Below are 23,870 nucleotides of genomic sequence, written 5' to 3'. Positions count from 1 at the left end.
CTCCTATACAGCATTAGAAAAAGTTTTAGTTCTGATTTTTGTAAGCAGCTTTCCTAGGTGTGGTTCTTCAACCATTTCAAGGCATCCACTTCGATCTTTAGCTGGATATCCCCAAGAATTAAGGGTATGACAAACAAAGGAACGTACCTCTGTGCCATCATCTTTCTTGATTGCAACCATGCTAATTACTTCATCAACAATACCGGGTATTTCACTGGCAGTTTTAGCTCCTTCGCATTGTGGTAGCCATGTTGGACGATTGAAATCATCAAGATATTGTCCAAGAGTACCGACTGTAATGATGTCTTTATTGGGAATATGTTGAAACTGATTAAGCCAAGCCATCATTTCTTGAGCAAGTAAGCCATATGCAGCTCTCATATCTTGTTTGCCATTTCTGTCAGAGAAAGCCTCAGGTTGCATTTTTGCCCACAATAAACACAGACGTGATGCTACTGTGATGCTATCAATGAAAATACAGCGATATTTAGATAGTTCTGGCAAAAGCTCTTTGTACTTAGCAGATACGTGCTCATAGTGTCTTTGACTATATGCTGAATCAGATTTTAATGCAGGATTTGGACCACCAATTAAGCAGGCAATATCTCGCGCTTCATTCCAAGTACGAATACTGATTGAATCTCCTTGCCAATTCTGAACAGCAAGTAAACCAGCTTCAAAATCAAGACAAAGTGTTGGGTCATCTATAGTCTTCAATAGACTTGTTTTACCTATACCGTAAGGTCCAAAGATGACCATTTTTACACCTGTTTGAACTTTTAGCCGTTCATTGCTGTTCATTATTTTCATTTTTACTCCCGATGTACTTGATATATATACAAAGCAATTTTTAAATCTTCTAAAAGGTGCAAAAAAAAATTATTTGACCAGTAAGAATTTATTACGCATTTGCTTCAAGATATAGTAGACAGAAGATAAAGGTATTCCTGTAATTTCCGCTACTTCAGCAACAGTGAAGTCATTGAGTAATATGCATAAATTTTTCCAATTTTCAGGTAGTGTCGAAATAATATCTGCCATATCAAAGTACAATGAGACTTCATCTTCAAAATGCTTATAATCAGGTATATTATCATCAAGACCAAACACCATGCTATACTTCATAGATTGATGTTTATGCAATAAATTGCGAGCACGAGAATTAACTAGTCTATCAATAAAAGTGTTAAAACTGCTTCTTGTTTCGTCATAATGACTAAGGTAAGGCCAAATCTGACAAATAAGTTCTTGTTCAATGTCTTCAAGACTTTCATCGGCAAAGCAACTCTTAGATTTAAGTTTTAGAGCATGATACTTAACATACTTGATGATTGTAGGATTTATACCTTTATAAATATTTTTTGATTTCATAAAATGACCTTTATTAATTAAAGGCCTACAGAATGCCAGTTTTTGTATACAAAGAGATAGGATACGTATAAGATTTCTTATGAGTTTAATGGGGTCTAAAAGCTGATCTGAATTTTGTAATTTCCATGATTTCCAGTAAAATTTGAGAATTTGGAAATAAAAGCATGCTTAATATAAGCTATTGAATTTCAATACTTTTTATAATTAAGTATATGGAGAAATTGCATTTCCATTGCCAAAAAATTTGGCAGTTCAGAACGCTTTAAAATCCTCTAAAATGGCCAGCTTTCCGGTTTCCGAAAATCTATATATATTATATAATATATGTAAATATATATGCATATATATATAGAATAATATAAAGTAATGGTGAAATGTAATATACTATGAAACTGATAATTTATAGTTAGGTGGAGTAAAAAGTTAAAAAAGAGGAGCTTGGCTTATTTGCATTTCAATAACTTTGATACTAAAGAAATTTTATAATTCTAAGTTTTTTTTGCTTTCCTTTAGAAAAAATGAAATTTGCTTTGTATGTATAACATATCACTTTGTGAGGTAGGTATGAGTTTAGCGAGGAATCTTTCAAATTTTACAATACAGGTTTCAATACTAACACTAGATCTAGGCAAACAAACAGATCTACCTAAAGAAATTTTATAATTCTAAATTTTTTTTGTTTTCCTTTAGAAAAAATGAAACTTGCTTTGTATATATATAACATATAACTCAAATTCTCTTCTTTCAAGTTTTACAATACAGATGTCAATACTAACACTAGATCTAGGCAAACAAACAGGATGGTCTATTCTTCACAACGGAGTGATTCAAAGTGGTAGTGAAAGTTTTCATGGTAGTCGTTTTAGTGGTGGTGGCATGCACTTCTTAAATTTTCGTAAGTGGTTGAATCAAATGAAGGAAAAATTTCCAAGTATTGAAACCGTTTATTTTGAGGAAGTTAGAAGACACTTAGGAACTGATGCTGCTCATTGCTACGGAGGTTTCTTGGCACATTTGTCTGCTTGGTGTGAAGAGAATCATATTCCCTATCAGAGTGTTCCTGTTAAGACTATAAAACGCTTTATCACAGGCAAAGGCAATGCAAGTAAGAGTGAAGTTATTGAAGCTGTAAAGGAAAAAGGTTTTTTATCCAAAGATGATAATGAGGCAGATGCCCTTGCTTTAATGTTTTACGCTATGAATCTTGGTAAAGATTTTAACATATTAAAAATACCATAGAAAGTGGGTCCTTTCGGCCATACTGGCGGGTTTGGTGGGTCAGACCCCAGGCCTTCTTTAGCGTCAGAGATATTTTGAATATTAACTTTTTAATTATTAAGATATGAATTTAGCAATCCACTACTATCCTACTCGAAACCTAGTTGAATATGAGCGTAATCCTCGTAAAAATGACGATGTAGTAAACAAAATGTGTGCTTCAATTAGGGAATTTGGCTTTCGTATTCCAATAGTTGTAAAAAGCGATGGTACTGTGGTTGATGGTCATTTAAGACTTAAAGCAGCAAGAAAGCTTGGTATGGAGAGTATTCCAGTGGTTTTAAGTGATAATTTAAATGAACCACAAACTAAAGCTTTTCGATTACTGGCAAATCAATCAGCTAATTGGGCAAAGTGGGATGATGAGCTTTTGAAAGTAGAAATTCAAGAGCTAGAAGATTTGCAGTTTGACCTTAAAATGACAGGATTTGAATTGGAAAAAGTTCAACGGTTTCTCGATGATTTTGATGGTGAAAAAGAAGATCTTTCTGACTTAGTTGTTGATGACAAAAAGGTAGAAATAACAAAACTAGGTGATCTATGGATTTTAGGTGATCATAGAATCTATTGTGGTGATAGCTCTGTAATTGAATCATATAAAGCACTGTTAGATGATAAAATGGCAGACATTACTATTTGTGATCCTCCATATAACGTTGATTACGGTAGCAGTCAGGAAAGAGAAGATAAAAAAATACTAAACGATAATCAAGGTGAAAAGTACGAGCTTTTTCTCTACGATATCTGTTCCAATATTTTAGCATATACGAAAGGTGCAATTTACATCTGCGTATCATCATCAGAGTTTTCAACTTTACAAAAAGTATTTGAAGAAGCAGGTGGTCGTTGGTCGACATTTATCATTTGGGCGAAGAATCACTTTACGCTAGGAAGATCAGATTATCAAAGACAATACGAAGCAATGCTTTATGGATGGAAAAGCGGCAATAAACGTGAGTGGCATGGAGGTAGAAATCAAAGTGATCTATGGTTTTATGATAAGCCAACACATAATACACTACATCCAACGATGAAGCCAGTAGAGCTAATGGAGAGAGCAATAGTAAACAGCAGCAGATCAGGAGACATAGTTCTTGATCCATTTAGCGGCTCTGGAAGTACACTGATTGCATGTGAGAGAACAGGAAGAATTGTAGGACAATAGAGTTAGATTCAAAATTTGTAGATGTAACCATAAAACGTTGGCAAATATATACCGGAAGAGATGCCCTTTTAGCCAGTACTGGTAAAACTTTTGCAGAAATTCAAGAAGAAAATTCGTAAAAAGGAGCAATAAAGAGAGGAGGAAAAGAGTGGAAAAAATCACACAAACAGAGTGGGCAAGAGAACAAGGATTTTCAAAGCAATACGTCTGTTATTTAGTAAAGAAAGGAATAGTTGAGCTGGAGAATGGACTCATTGACCGAGAACAAGCAAATAGGGCTATAGAAACAATCAGAGATCCAAGTCAACCGCTGAGAAGAAAAAACTATTCAGAAAACGGAGAAAAGCTTTCCACAATGTTGCTAAAAACGCGAATAAAAAATGAGATGGAACGTGGTAAATTGCTTGAGGCAAAAGCTAAGGCTGAAATAGGAGAACTTGTAGCAGTAGAGGAAGTAAAGCGCGATGCATTTAACGTAGCAAGAGTTGTCCGTAATAATTTGCTTAATATTCCAAATAGAGTTTCAGCACTGCTTGCATCACTGAGTGACACTGAAAAGATTCATATGGCGCTAACCGAAGAGATTACAAACTCATTACAAGAATTATCTAACGCTAAATTTGAATAATGTCTGCTAAGTTAAGTTTAGAATTAATAAAGTGCCTCATTAATCAACCTGGATTAGATGTTAATGTCAGAGGATCAAACGGAAAGACACCACTGCATTATGCAGTAGAAATTAACGAGCTTAGTATGGTTGCACTCTTACTGAACAGGAAAAATATTAATCCACTGATCGCTGATGATGATGGTAAAAGTGCGCTTTCTTGTGCAAGAGAAGAAATATTACAAGCACTAATCAATCATAAATATGGATCAGAGGGAGATAGCTTGCTTCACTTAGCTGCGATGTTGAATGAAGCAAATGCTGTAAGATTTTTACTTAACAAAGGAGTTAATGTTAATGAGCAGAATGCTTTACTACATACACCATTACACTTAGCGGCAGGAGCTGGACATGAAGAAATAGTAGAAATTTTAATTAGAGAAGGAAACGCGGATAAGGATGTTCTTGACGTGAGAAATCATGCAGCAATTCATTATGCAGTAAACAACAAGAAGCTAGAAGTAGTAAAATTACTTTCAAATCTTGGTGCGAATGTCAATATAGCTGGTAGCGGCAGAAATGCAATGAAATTATCTTCTTTGCACGTAGCTATAAGTAGTAGTAATTACGACGAAAGGGACTTATGTTTAGATATTGTAAGATGCTTAATAAATGTTCCTAATGCTGGGGTTAACTTACAAGATTATGAAAATAAAACGCCACTACATTATGCTGAAAGGCTGAAAACAATAGAAGTTTTACTAACGCGAGAAGATATAGACCCTTTAATTAAGGATGATAATAGCAAGACACCATTTTGTTATGCAAAAGAAGCAAATAGATTAGATATAGTAAAGATTTTAGCAAGTAATAGATACGGAGCTGATAAAAACAGTTTGCTTCATTTAGCTGCCAGAAAAGGATATGAAGACCTAATAGACGGTATTCTTGGTGAAGGAGTTGAAATAGATGCTGTAGATGAGAGTGGAAAAACGGGAATTTATGTTGCTGCAAAGCATGGTCACTTTAACGTAGTAAAGTTGTTGCTAAAGAGAGGAGCAGATGCCACGGATGTTTTTCAGTATGCAATAATAACGAACAACGCAAAATTAATAAAATTACTGAGCAAAGAGAAGGAAATAGTGCTATTTGGAAGACAGAAGAACTTTCCAACATTTCATTTATTGAGCAATAAATATTTTGAAGAAAGGAAAATAGCAGACAAAAAAATAAAGAAATATATCAATATCGTCTGTGTTTCTATAACAGTATGTGCAATAGCGATAGTGGGAATTTACCCTAACATTATAGCTGCGGTAATGGTGGGAATAGTTGCGTTCATAGCTGCAATAACAATGAGTAATTTAACTCAGAAGTACATAGAAGAAGCACTTGAAAAGAAAATGTTTATTGAACTTGAAAGTGAGAAAACAAGTGAGTGCAGTTCTATTTTAAGTGATGTTGAGGTATCATCTAATGATGGTGAAGAGCTAGCGATATGATATATGCTACATCTTTTTCTGAAGGTTTAAAACCAGATCCAGAGCTTAAAGTATCAGAGTGGGCGAATGAGTATCGAGTTCTAGCATCAACTGCAGCATCAGAGCCAGGTAAATGGAGAACAGAAAGAACTCCTTATTTAAAAGAAATAATGGATTCACTATCACCATCTTCACCTGCAGAAAAAGTAGTATTCATGAAAGGAGCGCAGATTGGGGGAACAGAAGCTGGTAACAATTGGATAGGCTATATTATCGATCAAACACCAGGTCCAATGCTAGTAGTACAGCCAACAGTTGAAATGGGAAAGCGTTGGTCAAAAGGAAGGTTTGCGCCGTTAATAGAGAGTACACCATGCTTAAAAAGTAAAGTAAAAGACCCAAGGTCAAGAGATTCGGGCAATACTGTGCAAAGTAAGGAATTTCCAGGTGGAATAGTTGTGATTACTGGAGCAAACAGCAGTGTAGGACTGAGGTCTATGCCAGTAAAATATCTCTTTCTTGATGAAATAGATGCGTATCCAGGAGATTCAGGAGGAGAAGGAGATCCAGTACTGCTTAGTATTGCTCGAACTAATACATTTGCACGGCGAAAGATTTTTTTAGTGTCAACGCCAACGATTCATGGAATAAGCAGAATTGAGAAAGAATTTGAAGCAACAGATAAGAGATACTTTTTTGTACCATGTCCACATTGTAATTATTACCAAATATTAAAATGGTCACAAATAAAATGGGAAGATAAAAATCCAAATACAGCACACTATATATGTATAGAATGTGGTGAAAAGATAGAAAATCATCAAAAGACAGAGATGCTTGAGCGTGGAGAATGGAGGCCTACTAATAGAGTAAAAGATGAGAAAAAAGGATTTCATCTTTCAAGTCTTTATAGTCCAGTTGGCTGGTATAGTTGGCAACAAGCAGTAGAAGATTTTCTCCATGCAAAAGAAAGTGAACAATTACTGAAAGTTTGGATAAATACTACGCTTGGAGAAACTTGGGTAGATAAAGGAGAAGTACCTGATTGGAAGCAATTATTTAACAGGAGAGAATTTTTTCAGATTGGCACAGTGCCAAGGAGAGAAGTGGTACTTACTGCAGGAGTAGATGTCCAAAAAGATCGTCTAGAGGTGGAAGTTGTAGCATGGGGAAAAAGTCGTGAAAGTTGGTCAATAGACTACCGAGTATTTGAAGGTGATACTGGAGGAGGAGAAGTATGGGGAAAACTTTCGGAGCTCTTAAATCATCATTTTATCGGTGAAAATGGGCTTGAGTACATGATAAGCATGATGGCAGTTGATGCAGGATATGCAACACAGGAAGTATACAACTGGGTAAGAGGTCATCAAGGCTCTGGAAGAGTAATGGCAGTGAAAGGTGTAAATAAAGCACTAGTACCACTTAGCAGCCCAAGTAGAGTAGATATAACAGTTGGTGGTCAAAAGCTAAAGAGAGGAATAAAGCTCTGGCCAGTAGGAGTATCGATATTAAAGTCAGAACTTTTTCAATTACTTAATATTTTAAAAGAAGAAGAGAAAGTGCCAGCAGGATATTGTCATTTTCCCGAATATGCACCTGAATATTTTAAGCAGCTAACGGCAGAGCAATTAGTCAGCAAGGTAGTAAAAGGATACACCAAACAAGAGTGGCAAAAAGTAAGAGAAAGAAATGAAGTACTAGATTGCCGAATTTATGCAAGAGCTGCATCTATTGCACTTGGAATTGATCGTTGGCCAGAGAGTAAATGGAATAGTTTGAGTGGAAAAATGGAAAGCAAAAAGCCTAAAAAAGTAAGACAGAGTAAGTGGCTTGGTAATCAAAATGTACAGTGAAAAATATTTAACTCAAGTTGAGAAAGCAATTCAAAAACTGCAAAGCGGAGAAAGAGTTGTCTCAATTGCATATGGTGACCATGTTGTGCGGTACGGGGAAGTTCAAATAAAGGATTTATTGGAGCTCAGGCAACGAATAAAAGCGGGGTTAAAAGTTGCAGGCATGAGGCCAAAGAGGAAAATTGTTTTTTCAACGAGTAAAGGGATCATATAATGATAAAAATCGTTAAAAGGAACCGTATGACAAAAATTATAGCAAAAGAATATACAGAATTTTTAGAGCAGCTCAAAGAACAGATTGCTACTAGTCGTTATAAAGCAGCACTAGCAGTAAATAGCAAACTCATTGTGCTTTATCACTATATTGGTACAGAGATCTTAAGGCGCCAAAAAGAACATGGTTGGGGTGCTAAAATCATAGATCAGCTAAGTAAGGATTTGAGAAGCGCATTTCCAGAAATGAAGGGATTTAGTGCTAGGAATCTTACTTATATGCGTCAATTTGCTGCAGAATATCAAGATACTGAATTTACGCAGCAGGTTGCTGCACAATTGCCTTGGTTTCATATTGTAGTTATTTTAGATAAAGTAAAAGATCCAAAAGAAAGACTATTTTATTTTCAAAAAGCTATAGAGCACGGTTGGTCACGTAGTATAATGGTGATGCAAATCGAACGTGAATTGCACAAACGTCAAGGAAAAGCTGTTACTAACTTCAAAGATAAGTTACCTTCTCCCCAGTCAGATTTAGCACATTATACATTAAAAGATCCATATATTTTTGATTTTTTGAGTATAGGAGATGACGCTCATGAAAGAGAAGTGGAAAAAGGTCTTGTAGGCCATGTAGAGAAGTTTTTGCTTGAGCTAGGGGAAGGATTTGCATTTGTAGGTAGGCAATTTCACTTAGATGTTGGAAATAAAGACTTCTATATTGATTTATTGTTTTACCATTTAAAGTTACGTTGCTTTGTAGTAATTGAGCTAAAAGACAAAGATTTCAAGCCAGAATATGCAGGTAAAATGAATTTTTATCTTTCAGCCGTTGATGATTTACTAAAGCACGAGACAGATCAACCATCTATAGGATTAATTTTATGCAAGTCAAAGGATAACGTACTAGCTAAGTATACACTGAAAGACATAAATAAACCGATAGGGTTGGCAGAATATAAAATTACTGAAAATCTACCAGAGAATGTAAAGACAGCCTTGCCAACAATAGAAGAGCTAGAGGCTGAGTTATCCAAAGTTTCAGATAAGGAAAAGTAATGCTGTTAAAATCGTTCAAGCAATTATTTAGCAAACCAAAGATAAAAAGTTTAGCATGGGATGCAGCGGGCTCAGGAAGAAGGGTAATGTATTGGCAAGGAGAAGCGGGAAGCATAAATAATTTGCTTTCTCAAAGCCTTGAGCACCTGCGTAGTAGATCACGTGATATGGTGAGAAAAAATCCATATGCAGCAAATATAATTGATACGATAGTAAGTAACTCTATTGGAACAGGAATAAAACCACAATCAAAAGCAAGAGATGGAGAATTTCGCAAAAAAGTACAAGAATTATGGCTAAAATGGACAGATGAAGCAGACAGTAATGGAGTAAGTGATTTTTATGGATTACAAGCTCTAGTATGTAGAAGTATGATAGAGGGAGGAGAATGTTTTGTACGTTTAAGAACGAGAAAGCTGGAAGATAGATTTTCTGTGCCATTACAACTGCAAGTACTTGAGTCCGAACATCTAGATAATAAAACAAATCAAACTTTAGGAAATGGTAATGTAATAAGAAACGGGATTGAGTTTAACAGGCTTGGGCAAAGAGAAGCATATTACTTATTTAGAGAACATCCAGGAGAAGGCTCATTTGGCGAATCAGTTAGAGTACCAGCAAACGATGTTTTACATATCTATAAACCACTGAGACCTGGGCAAATTAGAGGAGAGCCATGGCTTTCGAGTATACTGCTAAAGCTCTATGAACTTGATCAATATGATGATGCAGAATTAGTGAGAAAAAAGACAGCAGCGATGTTTGCAGGGTTTATTACAAGGCTCGATCCTGAAGCAAATATTTTAGGAGAAGGTGAAAGTAATGAGCAAGGAGTAGCACTATCTGGCCTAGAACCTGGAACAATGCAACTTTTAGACCCAGGAGAGGACATAAAATTTTCAGAGCCATCAGATGTAGGAGGAAGTTATGAAGCATTCATGAGACAGCAACTGAGGGCAATAGCAATAGGTACAGGAATAACATATGAGCAGCTAACAGGAGATTTAACAGGTGTTAATTATTCATCCATTCGAGCAGGATTAATAGAGTTTCGTCGTCGATGTGCTATGCTGCAACATAACATTATGGTATTTCAATTTTGCAGACCAGTATGGAGTAAATGGCTAGAGTTAGCAGTACTTTGTGGAGAACTGAGTATAGATGAAAAAGTAGTAAAAGCAGCGAAAGAAGAAGTAAAATGGATACCACAGGGATTTGATTGGGTAGATCCACTGAAAGACCAGCAAGCACAGCAAATGGCGGTAAGAAATGGCTTCAAGAGCCGCTCAGAAGTAGTATCAGAAATGGGTTACGATGTAGAAGAAATTGACCAAGAAATAGCAGAAGATCAAAAGCGTGCTGATTCTCTCAACCTTTTCTTTGATTCTGATGTTAGGACACAAACAAAATAAATCTCGTTTACTTTATGGAAATTTTACAAACCAACTGGCTATGTAGGCCGATGATGATAGAGCAAAAAAGCTTTGACCTGTTGTCACTATATAACGGAAAACAACCTATCTTTAAAAATATAAAACATGCAGTAAATCAGAATATAGAAAAAACAGCAGTAATAGCAATACATGGAATTTTGACCAAAAAACCAGGAGCTTTTGACGTCTTTCTGGGAATGACATCATATGAGCAAATAGAAGAACAAATTACACAAGCATTAGCAGATAGTAGCATAGAGACAATTATACTGGAAATAGACAGCCCCGGAGGAGAGGTAAACGGTATATTTGACCTGGCTGATTTTATTTATGAATCAAGAGCAAAAAAGAGAATTGTGGCATTAGCAAATGATGATGCATACTCTGCTGCGTACGCTATAGCCTCTAGCGCTGAAAAGATTTTTCTCACCCGCACTTCAGGAGTTGGGAGTATAGGAGTAATAGCAAGTCATATAGATCAAAGTGGGTTTGATGAAAAACAGGGAATAAAATACACCACAATCTTTGCTGGCAGTCGAAAGAATGATTTAAATCCGCATGAGCCTATTAACTCTGAAGGTTTAAAAAGTTTGAGAGAGGAAATAGATCGTTTATATGAGATGTTCGTCCAGCTAATAGCACGGAATCGAAATCTTTCTATAGAAGCAATCAAATCAACGGAAGCAGGGCTATATTTTGGGGAGAAAGCAGTAGAAATAGGCCTTGCAGACGGAATGACAATTCTTTCATCTATTAATAAAAACAGGAGTATTACTATGAATGAACAAACTACAACTGACCTAGAAACTGATAATTTAACTAATAAAATCAAAAATGACAGTTATCATGCTGAAGTTCTTGAATTAATACGTTTATGCAACTTATCACGAATGCCAGAGAAAATAGGAGAATTTATAGAGCAGAATGTTAGCAGCAAACAAGCACAAGAAATATTAATGTCGATACTTGCAGAACGAACAATGAAGACTGAAATTTTAAGCACATTACCACAGAATTCGTCAGAAGATTTAATGATGCAGGTAGCAAGAAGTCGTGCACAATCTGGCATTTAGAATATTCATAGTATAACAAGAGTAAAAAATAAAGGGGAAAAGCAGAATGAGTACTATAACAGAACAAAATAACCTTGGGGATCTTCTGAAATACGAAGTTTCAAATCTATATTCAAGAGACCAAATAACAGTAGCTAAAGGTCAAAATCTTAAGCTTGGTGCAGTAGTTGCCAAAAAGACGGAAGATGGTTTTATTAGAGTCCTTAATCCCACTGGAACAGACGGCACACAAACAGCAGTAGGTGCAATAGTAAGTGATGTAAATGCGACAGAAAATGCCAAAGCAGTAATTATTACTCGTGGTGCAATACTAGCAGATCATGCAGTTGTGTGGCCAGCAAATATCACTGAAGAACAGAAAGCTGAAGCAATAAAGCAACTTGAAGCACGAGGGATCATTATCCGCAAGGGAGCTTAAAAAAACTATTAAAAACACAAAAGGGGAAAATAAAAAATGCAAAATCCATTTACAAATACAGCATTTAGCATGACGGCACTAACAAATGCGATGAATATATTGCCGATAAATTATGGACGAGTTGAAAATTTAAATTTATTTCCAAGTAAGTCAGTAAGATTTAGACATATTACCATAGAAGAACATAATGGAGTTTTAAGTCTACTACCAACGCAAGTACCAGGGGCACCAGCAACAGTAGGAAAACGTGGTAAAAGAAAGGTAAGAACATTTACCATTCCTCATATTCCTCATGATGATGTGGTGTTACCAGAGGAAGTGCAAGGAATAAGGGCATTTGGATCAGAGAGTGAACTGAAAGCGCTGGCAGATGTAATAACTGATCATTTGCAATCAATGAGAAACAAACATGCAATAACATTAGAGCATTTGCGAATGGGAGCGCTGAAGGGAATTATTCTTGATGCTGACGGGTCAGAATTATTAAATTTGTACAACGAATTTGAAATCACACCAAAAGTAGTAAATTTTGCCCTTGGAACAGCAACAACAGATGTCAAGCGTAAGTGTCTGGAGGTATTGTGACATATCGAAGACAACTTAAGTGGCGAATATATGACCGGAATTCATGCCTTGGTAAGCCCTGAGTTTTTTGATGCACTAACTTCGCATAGTAAAGTGAAAGAAGCATACGAGAGATGGCAAGAAGGAGCAGCGCTTCGAAATGATATGAGGTCAGGATTTACGTTTTGTGGTATAACATTTGAGGAATATAGAGGGCAAGCAACTGATCCTGAAGGAACAGTAAGAAGATTTATAGAAAAAGATACAGGGCACTGTTTTCCACTAGGAACAGCAAGTACATTTACAACATATTTTGCACCAGCAGACTTTAATGAAACAGTAAATACTCTTGGACAGCCACTCTATGCAAAACAAGAGCCAAGAAGATTTGATAGAGGGACTGATTTGCATACGCAGTCAAACCCTCTGCCAATGTGCCACCGTCCAGCGATACTAGTCAAGATCATTGCAACATAGGTAGAGCAAATATAAAGCGGTGTGAGGCAGAAGAATGCTTTACCTCTTCTTAGCATATAAATGTTAGTATATAGCGGAGAAACGTGCAAGAGAATATTAAGAGATTATTTAAAGATTGTTTTGCCCATTTAGGAGAGGTGGCTTTATATAAATCAAAGGATAAGGCATACATGGTACAAGTATTAAAGCAACAGCCAGATAAATTATACGAGATTGGTGAAGGACAATTTGTGGGGGAGATGTTGATTTTGGAGGTGAGTGTCTTTGATATATTAAAGCCAATGGTAGGAGATATCTTCGTTATTGGTAACTGTAAGTATAAGGTGCACTCACCACCACTTAGAGATAAATCTGGAATGATCTGGCGAATCGAAGCATCTGGGGTATAGAATGTCTATTCATATAGAAGTTAATAGTAATAAGGTAATAGAAAGTGTAAACGCTAAAAGAAGAAAAATAGAATTAGCAATAGTGAGTGCATTAAACAGAACGGCACTATGGTTAAAAGCGCAAGCAGCTAAGGAAATTAGTGAGGAAAAGAAAAGTTTGATAAGAAAGAGATTAAGAATTTTTAAGGCGAAAACTAGCAGATTAGAAGTGTTAATTAGAGCAAATCTCTATGACATTAGAGCATCGGCAATTGGCAAAATACAAAAAACAAGAAGAGGATCGAAAGTAGGAAAGCATGAGTTTATAGGAGGATTTGCAGCAGTTATGCCAAAAGGAAATAGCGGTATTTTTAAGCGTGAAGGAAGAACAGCCCTGCCAATAAAGGAAATTAAGTTGCCACTAGAACCTGAGGCTTCAAGGATAATAGGAAATCTTGTTAATTATGAGGTTGAGGAAGTATTTACAAAATTTTTTGAACGTGAATTGAGCTATAAAGGATGAATTTGAAAGATTTACATCAAGCAATTTGCAGCACACTGAAGGAAGAAATTGTAAGTTAAAAACGTGATATAAAAGAGATAAGAGAGAAAGATAACCCTGCTCACTAGGAATAGGGCTATCACGGGCATGTGCAACCGAGAAGAAATTGGTATTACAACCGTCGGTATCAAGGTACACTAGCCCTATCTCTCGATACGTTTGAATAGTTGTTTGGGACATATATATGCACCCGCTTACAATCTTAAATTCACTAAAACTATCGAGGTTTATTATGGTTACATCTTATCAAAATTTTATTGGCATTGATATCGGAAAATTTAAAAATGTCGTCGCAATTCACAAACAGAAGAATGCTGTCGAATTTGATAATAATGCTTCTGGTTGGCAACAATTGTTTCAAGAGTTTTCAGATATTCTACCTAATTCTTTAGTGACTTTAGAAAATACAGGGAAATATGAACTTGGCTTATCACATTTTCTTACCGACAAAAATATTGCTGTGCATCGAGCTAATACTCGTAAAGTAAAAAGCTTTATTTTATCTCACGGAACTTTAGCAAAGTCTGATAGATCAGATGCAAGAGCTCTTGCTCAATATGGATTTGAACGCCATAGAACTCTCTCTTTATTTGTACCTACCTCTACAGAACAATCAACCTTGACTGCACTTTGTCAACGTCGTGATGACATTACGCAAATGAGAGCTCAAGAAAAATGCAGACTAGAGGCACCGGAAAATGATCATATAAAAGAAAGCTGTCAAAAGACCATTGAGTTTTTCAATAGTCAAATAAACGAACTCAATAATACCATACAAAAGATTATTGATGAAAGCTGCGAATTACAACAACGCCAAAAAATCCTTAAAACAGTTCCTGGAATAGGTAAAAAGTTATCACAAGATTTTTTGTGTTTAATGCCAGAGCTTGGTTACTTAAACAGAAAAGAAGTAGCAAGTCTTGCCGGAGTTGCACCGCATCCAAAAGAAAGTGGTAAAGCTGTTGGTTACCGAAGGATTACAGGTGGTAGAAGTAACGTTCGTTCAAAGCTCTTTACAGCTGCTATGGCTGCCGCAAAGTCCAAATCTGTACTTGGTGCATTTTATTCTAAGCTTGTTGAAAGTGGTAAGAAGAAGATGGTGGCTATAACAGCACTAATGCGCAAAATTATAGTAATTGCTAATACAAGACTTAAAGAAGAATTTAATTTGCATATTTAAAAATTTACACAGCAGTAACTGAAATGAATATTGTGAATAAGTACGTTCACACAGACTTAAAGTACTTATTCACATATTCATTGGCTTAAGTAAAAATTGCTGTGGTAGCTGTTTGATATAGGATCCTATTTCTATGACAAGCGGGTTTTTATTACCCATATAATTTGCAAAATTACACAAATAAAAAAATTTTTAAAAAACATAGTTGATACCGCTTTGCAAAAGATGCAACATGCGATATGAAAATTAGGTGGAGTGCAGAAGATGGGAAAGGTAATTCTGTTAACTGCTTTATTAGTTTAAATGTAAATCTTAGTGAAATTGAGATTGGTCAGGCAACTATTAATGGTAAAGATGTTGAACTAGACGAAATTTTGAAATTAGCTGAGCAAAGCGAAGATGTGCTTATAGAAGGTAAAGCTTTACATGAATTTTTAGAAGAACGTCTGGAGTACGTACTATGTGAGGAGGAGAAGAATATACAACCACAGGGGAAAGAAGTTGTTACAACACCTAGCTCCATTCTCCATGACGTGGAACTAGATGAGATCAGCGAAGAGGAAGCCATAAAGAAAGGCTCGATTCCCTGGTTCTTTGGGAGTTAGATGTATACTACACATTAAACCTAAAGTGCATTATATCGCCATCTTGCACGATATAATCTCTGCCTTCGAAGCGAATTTTCCCTGCATCTTTGCAAGCTAATTCGCTTCCATATTTTATATAGTCTTCAAAGCTTATGGTTTCTGCTTTTATAAAGCCCTTTTCAAAATCAGTGTGAATTACACCTGCTGCTTTGTCAGCTGTTGATCCTATCTTTATTGGCCATGCACGTGCTTCTTTGGGGCCCACAGTAAAAAAAGTTATCATACTTAGCACTTCATACATAATACGTGCTACTCCATCAAGTCCTGATTCTTGTAAGCCAAATTCTGATAAAAAATTCTGTTTTTCCTCTTCACTATCAAGATTTGCAATATCTGCTTCAAGTTTCGCTGAAATACAATAAAATTTGCTTTTATTTTCTTCCGCCATTTTTTCCACCCTTTTAGATAGTTCATTACCAGTTATGATATTCGTATCTTCAACATTGCATACATACATAACAGGCTTTGTTGTTAGCAATTGAAGCAACTTCATCTCATCTTCATCGATATTCTCCAAGCTTCTTGCCGGTTTACCTAATTTTAAAGTAGCTAATACCTCTTGCATTAATTCAAGTTGTCTCTTTAGCTCTTTATCACCTTGCTTTGCTTTCTTTTCCAATTGAGGAAGCCTTTTTTCTATGCTATCAATATCAGCTAGAATTAACTCCATTTCCACTATTTCAGCATCTGATATTGGATCTATTTTACTGTTTACATGGCTGATATCGTCATCCGTAAAGCACCTGAGCAGATGAACAATGGCATCAACTTCTCTGATATGACTCAAAAATTTATTTCCTAGTCCTTCACCCTTGCTCGCACCCTTAACCAAGCCGGCAATATCGACAACTTCCAGTTGATTGTAGATTATTTTCCCCGAGTGAGCAATCGAGGCAATTTGTTTCAAACGCTGATCTCGTATTGGCACTTTGCCAACATTTGGCTCGATTGTGCAAAAAGGATAATTTGCAGCTTCAGCTGCACTTGACTCTGTAAGTGCATTAAATAAAGTTGATTTTCCTATATTTGGTAACCCAACTATACCACAGTTAAAGCTCATATTTGCTATTTAAAGCCTTAATTATTGCATAATTAAAAAATTTTTGCTATACCTAATTAGTTACTTATTAATAAGTTAGTTAATATAATAACATATAGCTTGAATTAAGGTAGAAATTATGGTCGGGCTTAGAAAACGGAAATTACCAAATGGTTTTGACAGTATTGAAAATGCTAAAGGACGCAAGACTTCAGAGAGTAATGTAGAAAAAGAACCTTCTAATAACCAAGTAGTTAAATATGATACTGCAGGTGATGGCAATTGCTTTTTTCATGCAGTGTTTGGTGATAACAGTTCTGGTACATATAAAGCTGAAAGAGCGCAAGATATGAGAATGGAATGGCACAAATTTTTAAGTCGATTTACGTCTTTAGATGATCCAAGTATGCCAGCTCCTTTAAAGGATCAGCTAGAAAAGGTTTTTAATATGTTTTTTAATAAGCCAGGGGATTTAACTGGCAAGTCTGATAAAATAAAGGGTCTGGTTAAGCAAACAAATAGGAAAATTGAAAATGCTGAAGGTAATGTGAAGAGGTTAGTAAGTAGAGCTGTTAGCAAATTTAATATATCGCATAATCAAGCTGTGCTTAATCTAAGTGAATATGCAGAGGCTCTTGATGGCATTGGTGAGAGTGACTATAATGCCGAATATAACAGTGATTTTATTACACGCTCATTTCTTGACAAACCTGAACTCTATCAATCCTATCTAGAAGCAATAGAAAGTAAAAGTTATTTTCCTTTTATTGAAGAAATTCAATTATTAGCTTCTTTAGCTAACATTGAAATTAATGTCCATTGTAAAGTTAGCGGCAGAGAGAAACAACAAAAGTTTGAACCAAATCCTGAAATGATAAACAATGATCAACTAAATCAGATGTTTAATCGTGCGAGTTATAAATTAAATGACGAGTTATGGGGTAGTAAAGAGAGAGAAACAATATATCTTGAAGGAAATCATTACTCTAGGGCTAAAATTGTAACTCAAGAGTTAATAAAACAGCAGCAGGAGCAAGAAGACTTTCTATTAGCAAAACAACTTCAGATAGATGAAATTTTGGAATATTGTGATCTTTCAAAGGATATCTCTGAGAGAGTAGAGATTGAGAGGGAGTTTGATGAGTTATTGGCAAAAAATGCTGATGGAAAAATTGGTGATGTTATAGGGCAGTGCATTAATGATGTACAGCAACGTATAAAATGCCTTGAGGAGCCAGTCTTATCAAGAAGGTGCAGTGTGGAAGAAGCACGTGTAGAAAAAACATTTTATCAACAACAAGTACCACAACCTGTAAGATAAGTCTTCATAGTCTATATACTTCTATAGGGGGGCATTCTATAATAAAAGCCATGCTCATTTTTAACCACTGCTTAATAAGAATAAAGTCTTAGCAAAACAAACACAAGAACAATAGGATTTCTTGCTTGCAAAGCAACTCCAAGATCGGGAGGAAAAAGACTTTTTCCTTGCAAGGCAACTTCAAGAGCAACCCTCACGCACAATCTCTTAACCCAAATGGAGGAAGTAAAAATAGAAGATCAGCAGCAACAAATACTTATAAAATAATAACTCTATGGTTAATGTGCGAGATTTAATTAAAAAATGTTGTCATTCGAGTAGCTGACACTGGGCTCCAATGTCAATTACTCGGATAACAAAAAAACACAGGCTTCACATGCATCTGCAGTACTGTATTAGTCTACTATCTTCATTCCCACAACATTATACCCTGAATCAACATGTAAAATTTCTCCAGTTGTACCACTACTCAGGTCGCTTAATAAGTATAGTGCTGCCTTGCCAACATCTTCTATTGTAACATTGCGTCTAAGTGGAGAATTACTTCTATTCCATTCCGATATGGAGTGAAAGTCACTTATTCCAGAAGATGCCAAAGTTCTGATTGGACCAGCAGAAATTGCATTTACTCTGATGTTCTGTGGTCCGAGATCACATGCTATATATTTTACACTTGCTTCAAGTGCTGCTTTACATAAACCCATCACATTATAATTTGGCATAACTTTTTCAGCACCATAGTAGGATAAAGTAAGTAAACTACCGCCATTTAACATCATTTTTTCCGCTCTTTGCGCTAAAGCAGTAAAAGAATAGCACGATATATGCATTGCATTAATAAAGTTGTTTAGTGAAGTATTGACATATTTACCATTTAGCTCATTTTTATCGGAGAATGCTATTGCATGTACCAAAAAATCAATAGCACCCCACTTCTCCTTTATTTCCTTAAAAGCATTATCTATAGTTTCCTCATTTGAAACATTACAGTGCAATATTAACTCTACATTTAATTCACTTGCTATTGGTAATAATTTCTCTTTTATTGTTTCATTTTGATAAGTGATTGCAAGCTCAGCTCCATGTTCTGAGAGGGTCTGTGCTATACCATATGCTATTGACCTTTTATTTATTATTCCGGTTATTAACCCTTTTTTGCCCTGCAATATCATAGAATTATTTGCCTTTTTTATAATTTGAAATATTAACTAGGCAAAGTCAATTATGTTTTAACTGTAGCTAACGTATAAAAAAGGTTCTGTCGCATCTATAAACCATAGGAAAGAAGATCATTAAAGGTGGGATTATAGGAGTTATTAACATAGCAAAATTCTCAAAAGTAGAAACATTATTTTAATAATTTGTCTTTTTTGAATCATACGAATATTTTCGGTTCTGTCGCATTTGTAGGGAAGTAGAAAGAAGAATGATATAATTGTCTAAAAAAAAGCAAAGATGTTTCGTATCAATCAAAAATTGTTGCCATATTTCAAAGGATTTAGCTTTTCAGCGGATGTTATCTGTATACATGAAATGTCGATTCTCTTTGAGCTATCGAGATTTGGAAGAAATGATGAGTATAAGGGGAGCAAAATGCTACGTTACAAAGGTGGGTTATCACCACTGATAGATGAGGCAGTAAGGAAAAGAAAGAAGCAGGTTGGTAGTAGTTGGAGAGACTTACATTAAATTAAACGGTAAATGGGTTTATTTATATACTGTAGACTTGTGTGTTAGTAGAGACAAGTCTGCAGCACTTGCATTCTTTCGTAAAGCCTTCAGGAGTAACTATCTTCCTGAGAAAATTGTAATTGATAAAAGCGGCAGTAATACTGCTGCTCTTGATGATTTGAATGCAGAAATTTCTGAAGATTACAGTTCTTCAAATAAAATATCTAAATAATATTGTTGATAGATTTATCAAAAAACTAATAAAGCCAATGCTTGGGTTTAAAAGCTTCCATTCCGCAAAGATTACCATCACAGGCATAGAAAATATTCGTATGATTCAAAAAAGACAAATTATTAAATAATGTTTCTACTTTTGAGAATTTTGCTATGTTAATAACTCCTATAATCCCACCTTTAATGATCTTCTTTCCTATGGTTTATAGATTCGACAGAACCGGAAGGGCAGCTGAATGATACAAGGCAAGGTCTAACTGATGAAGTAACTCAACAGAAACAATCTGAAAGCAAGGATGAAGAGCTAAATGAAAAATTCTTGAAAGCAAAAATTTATAGTAAAAGGCAAGGTAATTATGCTTCTGTTTCTTTTGTATTATCTGGAGCATTTGCTGTTGGTACAAGTCTAACAATGGTTCATTTAGCAATGTGTGTTTCGCTTGCTGTAGCTGCATTAACTTTTCTTGCAGTAGGATGTTACTGTTCTTATAACGCAAATACCGCACTTAATAACGTTGAAATCGAAAATGGTAGTTATAGAATAGCTGCTTGAGTATTAATTTAAATATTCTTTATTGCTAGTTTTATATCATCACTTTAATTTGGTTGTATTTTACTAAAAAAACTTTAGATTTATTTTATAATCGATACTCAAATATGATTTGGAATTTATTGCAGACAGGGCAAAAGGAAGGCTATAAAATTGCGTATACCAATGCTCGTATTATTGACCCGGAAACTAAACTTGATATAAAAGGTTCATTATTGACTGAAGGGGGTAAAATTGTTGATTTTGGCGAATCATTATTTTCAACAAGTGGAGTTGATGAAACAATAGATTGTGAAGGGCTTGTTCTAATGCCAGGTCTTATTGACATTCACGTGCATTTTCGTGAACCAGGTCAAGAGCATAAAGAAACTATACATACAGGCAGCAAATCTGCAGCTGCAGGGGGCGTTACAACTGTAGTTTGCCAGCCAAACACTGTTCCAGCGATTGATAGTGTTGTCTTGGCTAAGTATTTGAAATATAGAGCATTTGAAACTTCGCATGTGAATGTTCAATTTTACGCTAAAATCACCACTTCGGAAGAAAAATTAACTGAAATGGCACTCTTAAAGGAAGAAGGTGCAGTTGGGTTCACCGATGATGGTATGCCAGTTATGAATCCAATGATTATGAGACAGGCACTGCTTTATTCAAGTATGCTTGGTGTTCCTATTGCTCAACACGCAGAGGATTTGAATCTATCTGCTGGTGGCGTAATTAACGAGGGTAAGATTTCTGAAGAATTGGGAGTAAAGGGAATCTTGAGTGAATCGGAATCGGTTATGGTAACTCGTGATATACTGCTAATGAAGGACATAGAAAATGTACACTACCATATTTTACATGTCTCTTCAAAAGATTCACTTGATGCTATTAAACGTGCAAAAGATTTGGGATTAAATGTTACATGTGAAGTAACTCCTCATCACTTTACTTTAACTGAAGATATAGTAAAACAACACGGAGCAATCGCAAAAATGAACCCGCCGCTTCGCACTGAAGAGGATCGTTTAGCTATGATTGAAGGTTTAAAGACAGGTGTGATTGATTGCATTGCAACCGATCATGCTCCGCATGATCTTAGTTCTAAAGATCTGCCACTTGAAAATGCTGCATTTGGTATTATTGGCCTTGAAACAATGCTGCCCCTTTCACTTGAACTATATCATAGTGGACAAATGGGTCTACTTGATGTGCTTGCAAAATTGACATATAAGCCTGCAGATATCATACATATGCCACGTGGCCGCATACAGAAAAACCTTGTAGCGGACTTAATTTTAGTTGATTTGGATCATGAATGGGAAATTAAAGTTGACAACTTTGCTAGTAAATCAAAGAATTCGCCTTTCGGTGGACGCAAAGTGAAAGGGCACGTAGTACGTACCGTTGTGTCTGGCAAAACTGTATATTTACAGAAGAGTTAGTTATTATACAATTGTGCTCTCAATTTCAATCAATTGTAAAGATTTAATATAAGTGGTAAAATATAGCCACTGAATAAAAAATATATGCTAATTAGTACGACATCGGAACTGGAAAATGCATGTAAAGAATTGATGGAAAAAGATCCAAAATTTATAGCAATTGACACGGAGTTCATTAGAAATAATTTAACCTACTACCCAAAATTATCGTTAATTCAAATTTCTTACGGAGAGAAGAGTTTTATTGTAGATGCATTAGTGCCAGAAATTGACTTATCGCTTATTAAGAAAATAATGCTGAATCGAGAAATAACCAAAGTTTTTCATAGTTGTCGGCAAGACATAGAATCCTTACTCACCGTGCTTAAATGTGTTCCTACTCCCATTTTTGATACCCAAGTTGCTGCTATGTTTTGTCATTATTATCACGACTTTATTGGTTATTCAAAAGTAGTAGAGCAATATCAGGGGGTAGCGCTGGATAAAATTAAAGCTAAAAATTCAGATTGGTTAAAACGGCCATTATCTGAGGATCAATTAGATTATGCAGTAAATGACGTGATACACCTATATGACCTACACCAAATATTGTGCAATAAACTTGAAGAAAATAATAGGATGGGCTGGTTTCAAGAAGAAATGGAATCAATAGTTGATGTCAATAAGTATTTGCATAATCCAAAAGATGCATGGAAGAGGATTAAATTTAATTATGAAGCAAATCCGAGGCTAATGTTAGTTGTTAAAGCAGTTAGTGAGTGGCAAGAGACCTTAGCACAGCGTTACAATATAAATCGTAATAAGGTAGTCAATAATGCCGTAATAACTGGTTTAATTGAAAAAAACGTGGAACATATTGATGACATTTTAGATGACCTTAAGAGAAACACAAAAAATATAAAAGAGGAAGATTTATTAGAATTTATAGATATTTTCAATGAGAATGAGAAGGAATTTGTGCAGCAAAATTATACTCTGTCGGATAATTATGATAAATCTGTCTTTGATATACTCTCGATTATTTTAGAGAGCAAATGTAAGGAAAATAACATATCGAGAAAGTTAGTTTCGTCAAAAGATGAGTTAGCTGGATCAATATCTGGGAAGATAGATAAATTGTTCAAGGGATGGAGATATGATTTTTTCGGCAGATCAGTAGAATCGTTTTTGAATGCAGGCTCAAGGTTTGAAATTTTAATGGTAAAATCTGCTGATAGTACAGCTAAAATTCGGAGTAATCTTGTGGAGAATAACCGTATCACGTGTTGAGGTCTAACGAGTTTATTATATCTTTCACTTGAGAAAAAACATTTGCGCTGGTATCGATGATAAAGTCGCTCATTTGCTTTTTTTCTTCAATAGGGAGCTGAATACTAGACATTAGATTCAGCTTTTTTTTATCCATATTACGCTCACTAATCCTTTGAGCTTGCACAACGCTATCTGCATGGATAAAAACAATAAAATCGCAATACAAATGGAATCTCGTTTCCAGCAGGAGTGGAATGTCTAGAACTAGAAGTTTTCTGTTGTTTTCTTTCTCATGAGCAATAAAAAATTCTAATTCATTTTGCACAGCGGAATGTAATAAAGACTGGAATTGCTTCCAATTTTCATCATGTGCTAAAAAATATTTAGACAATACTGTTCTATCAATTTTTCCATTTACTACTACCCCAGGAAATTTTTCTTCTGCATAACTTATTATGTTTTTGTCCACTTTATAAAGCTGGTGTACGACAGAGTCGGCATCAAACAAAGCGGCACCAAATTCTTTAAAGCAATTGGCTACAAAGCTCTTTCCAACTGCAATCCCACCTGTTAAACCTATGATCATATAGCAAATTTCTTATAAAACTATATTTATAGCATCTCCTAT

The 23,870-nt window shown here is 35.4% G+C and carries 21 protein-coding genes and 4 pseudogenes; 20 read left to right on the top strand and 5 right to left on the bottom strand.

Annotated elements, in window-relative coordinates:
- Positions 1–3 precede the first annotated feature (3 nt).
- Both ABWU56_RS03765 and ABWU56_RS03760 read right to left on the bottom strand, forming a co-directional pair.
- Complete coding sequence (locus ABWU56_RS03765) at positions 4–810, bottom strand: ATP-binding protein (RefSeq protein WP_341810100.1); 807 nt, start codon at positions 808–810, stop codon at positions 4–6.
- Positions 811–879: 69 nt separating this feature from the next.
- Complete coding sequence (locus ABWU56_RS03760) at positions 880–1,371, bottom strand: sigma-70 family RNA polymerase sigma factor (protein WP_353281927.1); 492 nt, start codon at positions 1,369–1,371, stop codon at positions 880–882.
- A 762-nt stretch (positions 1,372–2,133) separates the two neighbouring features.
- On the opposite strand from ABWU56_RS03760, the gene ABWU56_RS03755 reads away from it, so the two are divergent.
- The 15 genes and pseudogenes from ABWU56_RS03755 (at position 2,134) to ABWU56_RS03685 (ending at position 15,707) form a co-directional block, all read left to right on the top strand.
- Positions 2,134–2,610: a Holliday junction resolvase gene (locus ABWU56_RS03755; protein ID WP_341810098.1), complete on the top strand. Its 477-nt coding sequence runs from the start codon at positions 2,134–2,136 to the stop codon at positions 2,608–2,610.
- Between the two features lie 103 nt (positions 2,611–2,713).
- Positions 2,714–3,933, top strand: a pseudogene (locus ABWU56_RS03750) (DNA modification methylase).
- Between the two features lie 29 nt (positions 3,934–3,962).
- On the top strand, positions 3,963–4,442 hold the full coding sequence (locus tag ABWU56_RS03745; RefSeq protein ID WP_262986455.1) for a hypothetical protein: 480 nt from the start codon (positions 3,963–3,965) through the stop codon (positions 4,440–4,442).
- On the top strand, positions 4,442–5,923 hold the full coding sequence (locus tag ABWU56_RS03740) for an ankyrin repeat domain-containing protein (protein ID WP_353281797.1): 1,482 nt from the start codon (positions 4,442–4,444) through the stop codon (positions 5,921–5,923). Before ABWU56_RS03745 ends, ABWU56_RS03740 begins: the two co-directional genes overlap by 1 nt.
- Positions 5,920–7,755 (top strand): phage terminase large subunit family protein, encoded by a 1,836-nt coding sequence (locus tag ABWU56_RS03735; protein WP_353281924.1) that lies wholly within the window; start codon positions 5,920–5,922, stop codon positions 7,753–7,755. Before ABWU56_RS03740 ends, ABWU56_RS03735 begins: the two co-directional genes overlap by 4 nt.
- Positions 7,745–7,969: a gpW family head-tail joining protein gene (locus ABWU56_RS03730; protein WP_172758858.1), complete on the top strand. Its 225-nt coding sequence runs from the start codon at positions 7,745–7,747 to the stop codon at positions 7,967–7,969. Before ABWU56_RS03735 ends, ABWU56_RS03730 begins: the two co-directional genes overlap by 11 nt.
- 26 nt (positions 7,970–7,995) lie before the next feature.
- The gene (locus ABWU56_RS03725) at positions 7,996–9,027 is read left to right on the top strand and encodes a YhcG family protein (protein ID WP_096097252.1); all 1,032 of its coding nucleotides are present in this window, start codon (positions 7,996–7,998) and stop codon (positions 9,025–9,027) included.
- Complete coding sequence (locus ABWU56_RS03720) at positions 9,027–10,439, top strand: phage portal protein (protein ID WP_262986459.1); 1,413 nt, start codon at positions 9,027–9,029, stop codon at positions 10,437–10,439. Before ABWU56_RS03725 ends, ABWU56_RS03720 begins: the two co-directional genes overlap by 1 nt.
- 14 nt (positions 10,440–10,453) lie before the next feature.
- On the top strand, positions 10,454–11,533 hold the full coding sequence (locus ABWU56_RS03715) for a S49 family peptidase (protein WP_353281922.1): 1,080 nt from the start codon (positions 10,454–10,456) through the stop codon (positions 11,531–11,533).
- A 46-nt stretch (positions 11,534–11,579) separates the two neighbouring features.
- A complete protein-coding gene (locus ABWU56_RS03710; protein ID WP_353281920.1) occupies positions 11,580–11,951 on the top strand; it encodes a head decoration protein in 372 nt (123 codons plus the stop codon).
- Between the two features lie 36 nt (positions 11,952–11,987).
- Positions 11,988–12,992: pseudogene (locus ABWU56_RS03705) on the top strand (major capsid protein).
- 83 nt (positions 12,993–13,075) lie between these two features.
- Complete coding sequence (locus ABWU56_RS03700) at positions 13,076–13,381, top strand: hypothetical protein (protein ID WP_353281919.1); 306 nt, start codon at positions 13,076–13,078, stop codon at positions 13,379–13,381.
- A gap of 1 nt (position 13,382) precedes the next feature.
- On the top strand, positions 13,383–13,883 hold the full coding sequence (locus ABWU56_RS03695) for a phage tail protein (protein WP_353280016.1): 501 nt from the start codon (positions 13,383–13,385) through the stop codon (positions 13,881–13,883).
- Positions 13,884–14,154: 271 nt separating this feature from the next.
- Positions 14,155–15,102, top strand: coding sequence for an IS110 family transposase (locus tag ABWU56_RS03690; protein ID WP_253307293.1), 948 nt, complete (start codon positions 14,155–14,157; stop codon positions 15,100–15,102).
- A 239-nt stretch (positions 15,103–15,341) separates the two neighbouring features.
- Complete coding sequence (locus tag ABWU56_RS03685) at positions 15,342–15,707, top strand: hypothetical protein (protein ID WP_353281917.1); 366 nt, start codon at positions 15,342–15,344, stop codon at positions 15,705–15,707.
- A 7-nt stretch (positions 15,708–15,714) separates the two neighbouring features.
- Here ABWU56_RS03685 and ychF read toward each other — a convergent pair whose 3' ends face one another.
- Complete coding sequence (ychF, locus tag ABWU56_RS03680) at positions 15,715–16,809, bottom strand: redox-regulated ATPase YchF (RefSeq protein WP_010406370.1); 1,095 nt, start codon at positions 16,807–16,809, stop codon at positions 15,715–15,717.
- A 118-nt stretch (positions 16,810–16,927) separates the two neighbouring features.
- On the opposite strand from ychF, the gene ABWU56_RS03675 reads away from it, so the two are divergent.
- Positions 16,928–18,109: a hypothetical protein gene (locus tag ABWU56_RS03675; RefSeq protein ID WP_264704412.1), complete on the top strand. Its 1,182-nt coding sequence runs from the start codon at positions 16,928–16,930 to the stop codon at positions 18,107–18,109.
- 395 nt (positions 18,110–18,504) lie between these two features.
- On the opposite strand, the gene ABWU56_RS03670 is transcribed toward ABWU56_RS03675, so the two are convergent.
- Positions 18,505–19,281 (bottom strand): enoyl-ACP reductase, encoded by a 777-nt coding sequence (locus ABWU56_RS03670; RefSeq protein ID WP_010406361.1) that lies wholly within the window; start codon positions 19,279–19,281, stop codon positions 18,505–18,507.
- A gap of 283 nt (positions 19,282–19,564) precedes the next feature.
- Here ABWU56_RS03670 and ABWU56_RS03665 point away from each other — a divergent pair.
- From ABWU56_RS03665 to ABWU56_RS03650, 4 genes and pseudogenes are all read left to right on the top strand, one after another.
- Positions 19,565–20,182 (top strand): annotated as a pseudogene (locus ABWU56_RS03665) (IS6 family transposase); the annotation flags it as partial.
- A gap of 106 nt (positions 20,183–20,288) precedes the next feature.
- Positions 20,289–20,567 (top strand): annotated as a pseudogene (locus tag ABWU56_RS03660) (lipase); the annotation flags it as partial.
- Positions 20,568–20,671: 104 nt separating this feature from the next.
- Positions 20,672–21,991: a dihydroorotase gene (locus ABWU56_RS03655; RefSeq protein WP_353281916.1), complete on the top strand. Its 1,320-nt coding sequence runs from the start codon at positions 20,672–20,674 to the stop codon at positions 21,989–21,991.
- Positions 21,992–22,075: 84 nt separating this feature from the next.
- Positions 22,076–23,260 carry a ribonuclease D gene (locus ABWU56_RS03650; RefSeq protein WP_353281914.1) on the top strand — a complete coding sequence of 395 codons (1,185 nt, stop codon included), beginning with the start codon at positions 22,076–22,078 and terminating at the stop codon, positions 23,258–23,260.
- On the opposite strand, the gene coaE is transcribed toward ABWU56_RS03650, so the two are convergent.
- Complete coding sequence (gene coaE, locus ABWU56_RS03645; RefSeq protein WP_353281912.1) at positions 23,250–23,828, bottom strand: dephospho-CoA kinase; 579 nt, start codon at positions 23,826–23,828, stop codon at positions 23,250–23,252. The genes ABWU56_RS03650 and coaE overlap by 11 nt on opposite strands.
- Positions 23,829–23,870 lie beyond the last annotated feature (42 nt).

The organism is Wolbachia endosymbiont (group B) of Horisme vitalbata, from assembly GCF_964028625.1.
Classification (GTDB): Bacteria; Pseudomonadota; Alphaproteobacteria; order Rickettsiales; family Anaplasmataceae; genus Wolbachia.
The sequence above is the reverse complement of the archived record's forward strand: the minus strand, read 5'-3'. Positions and strand labels throughout refer to the sequence as shown.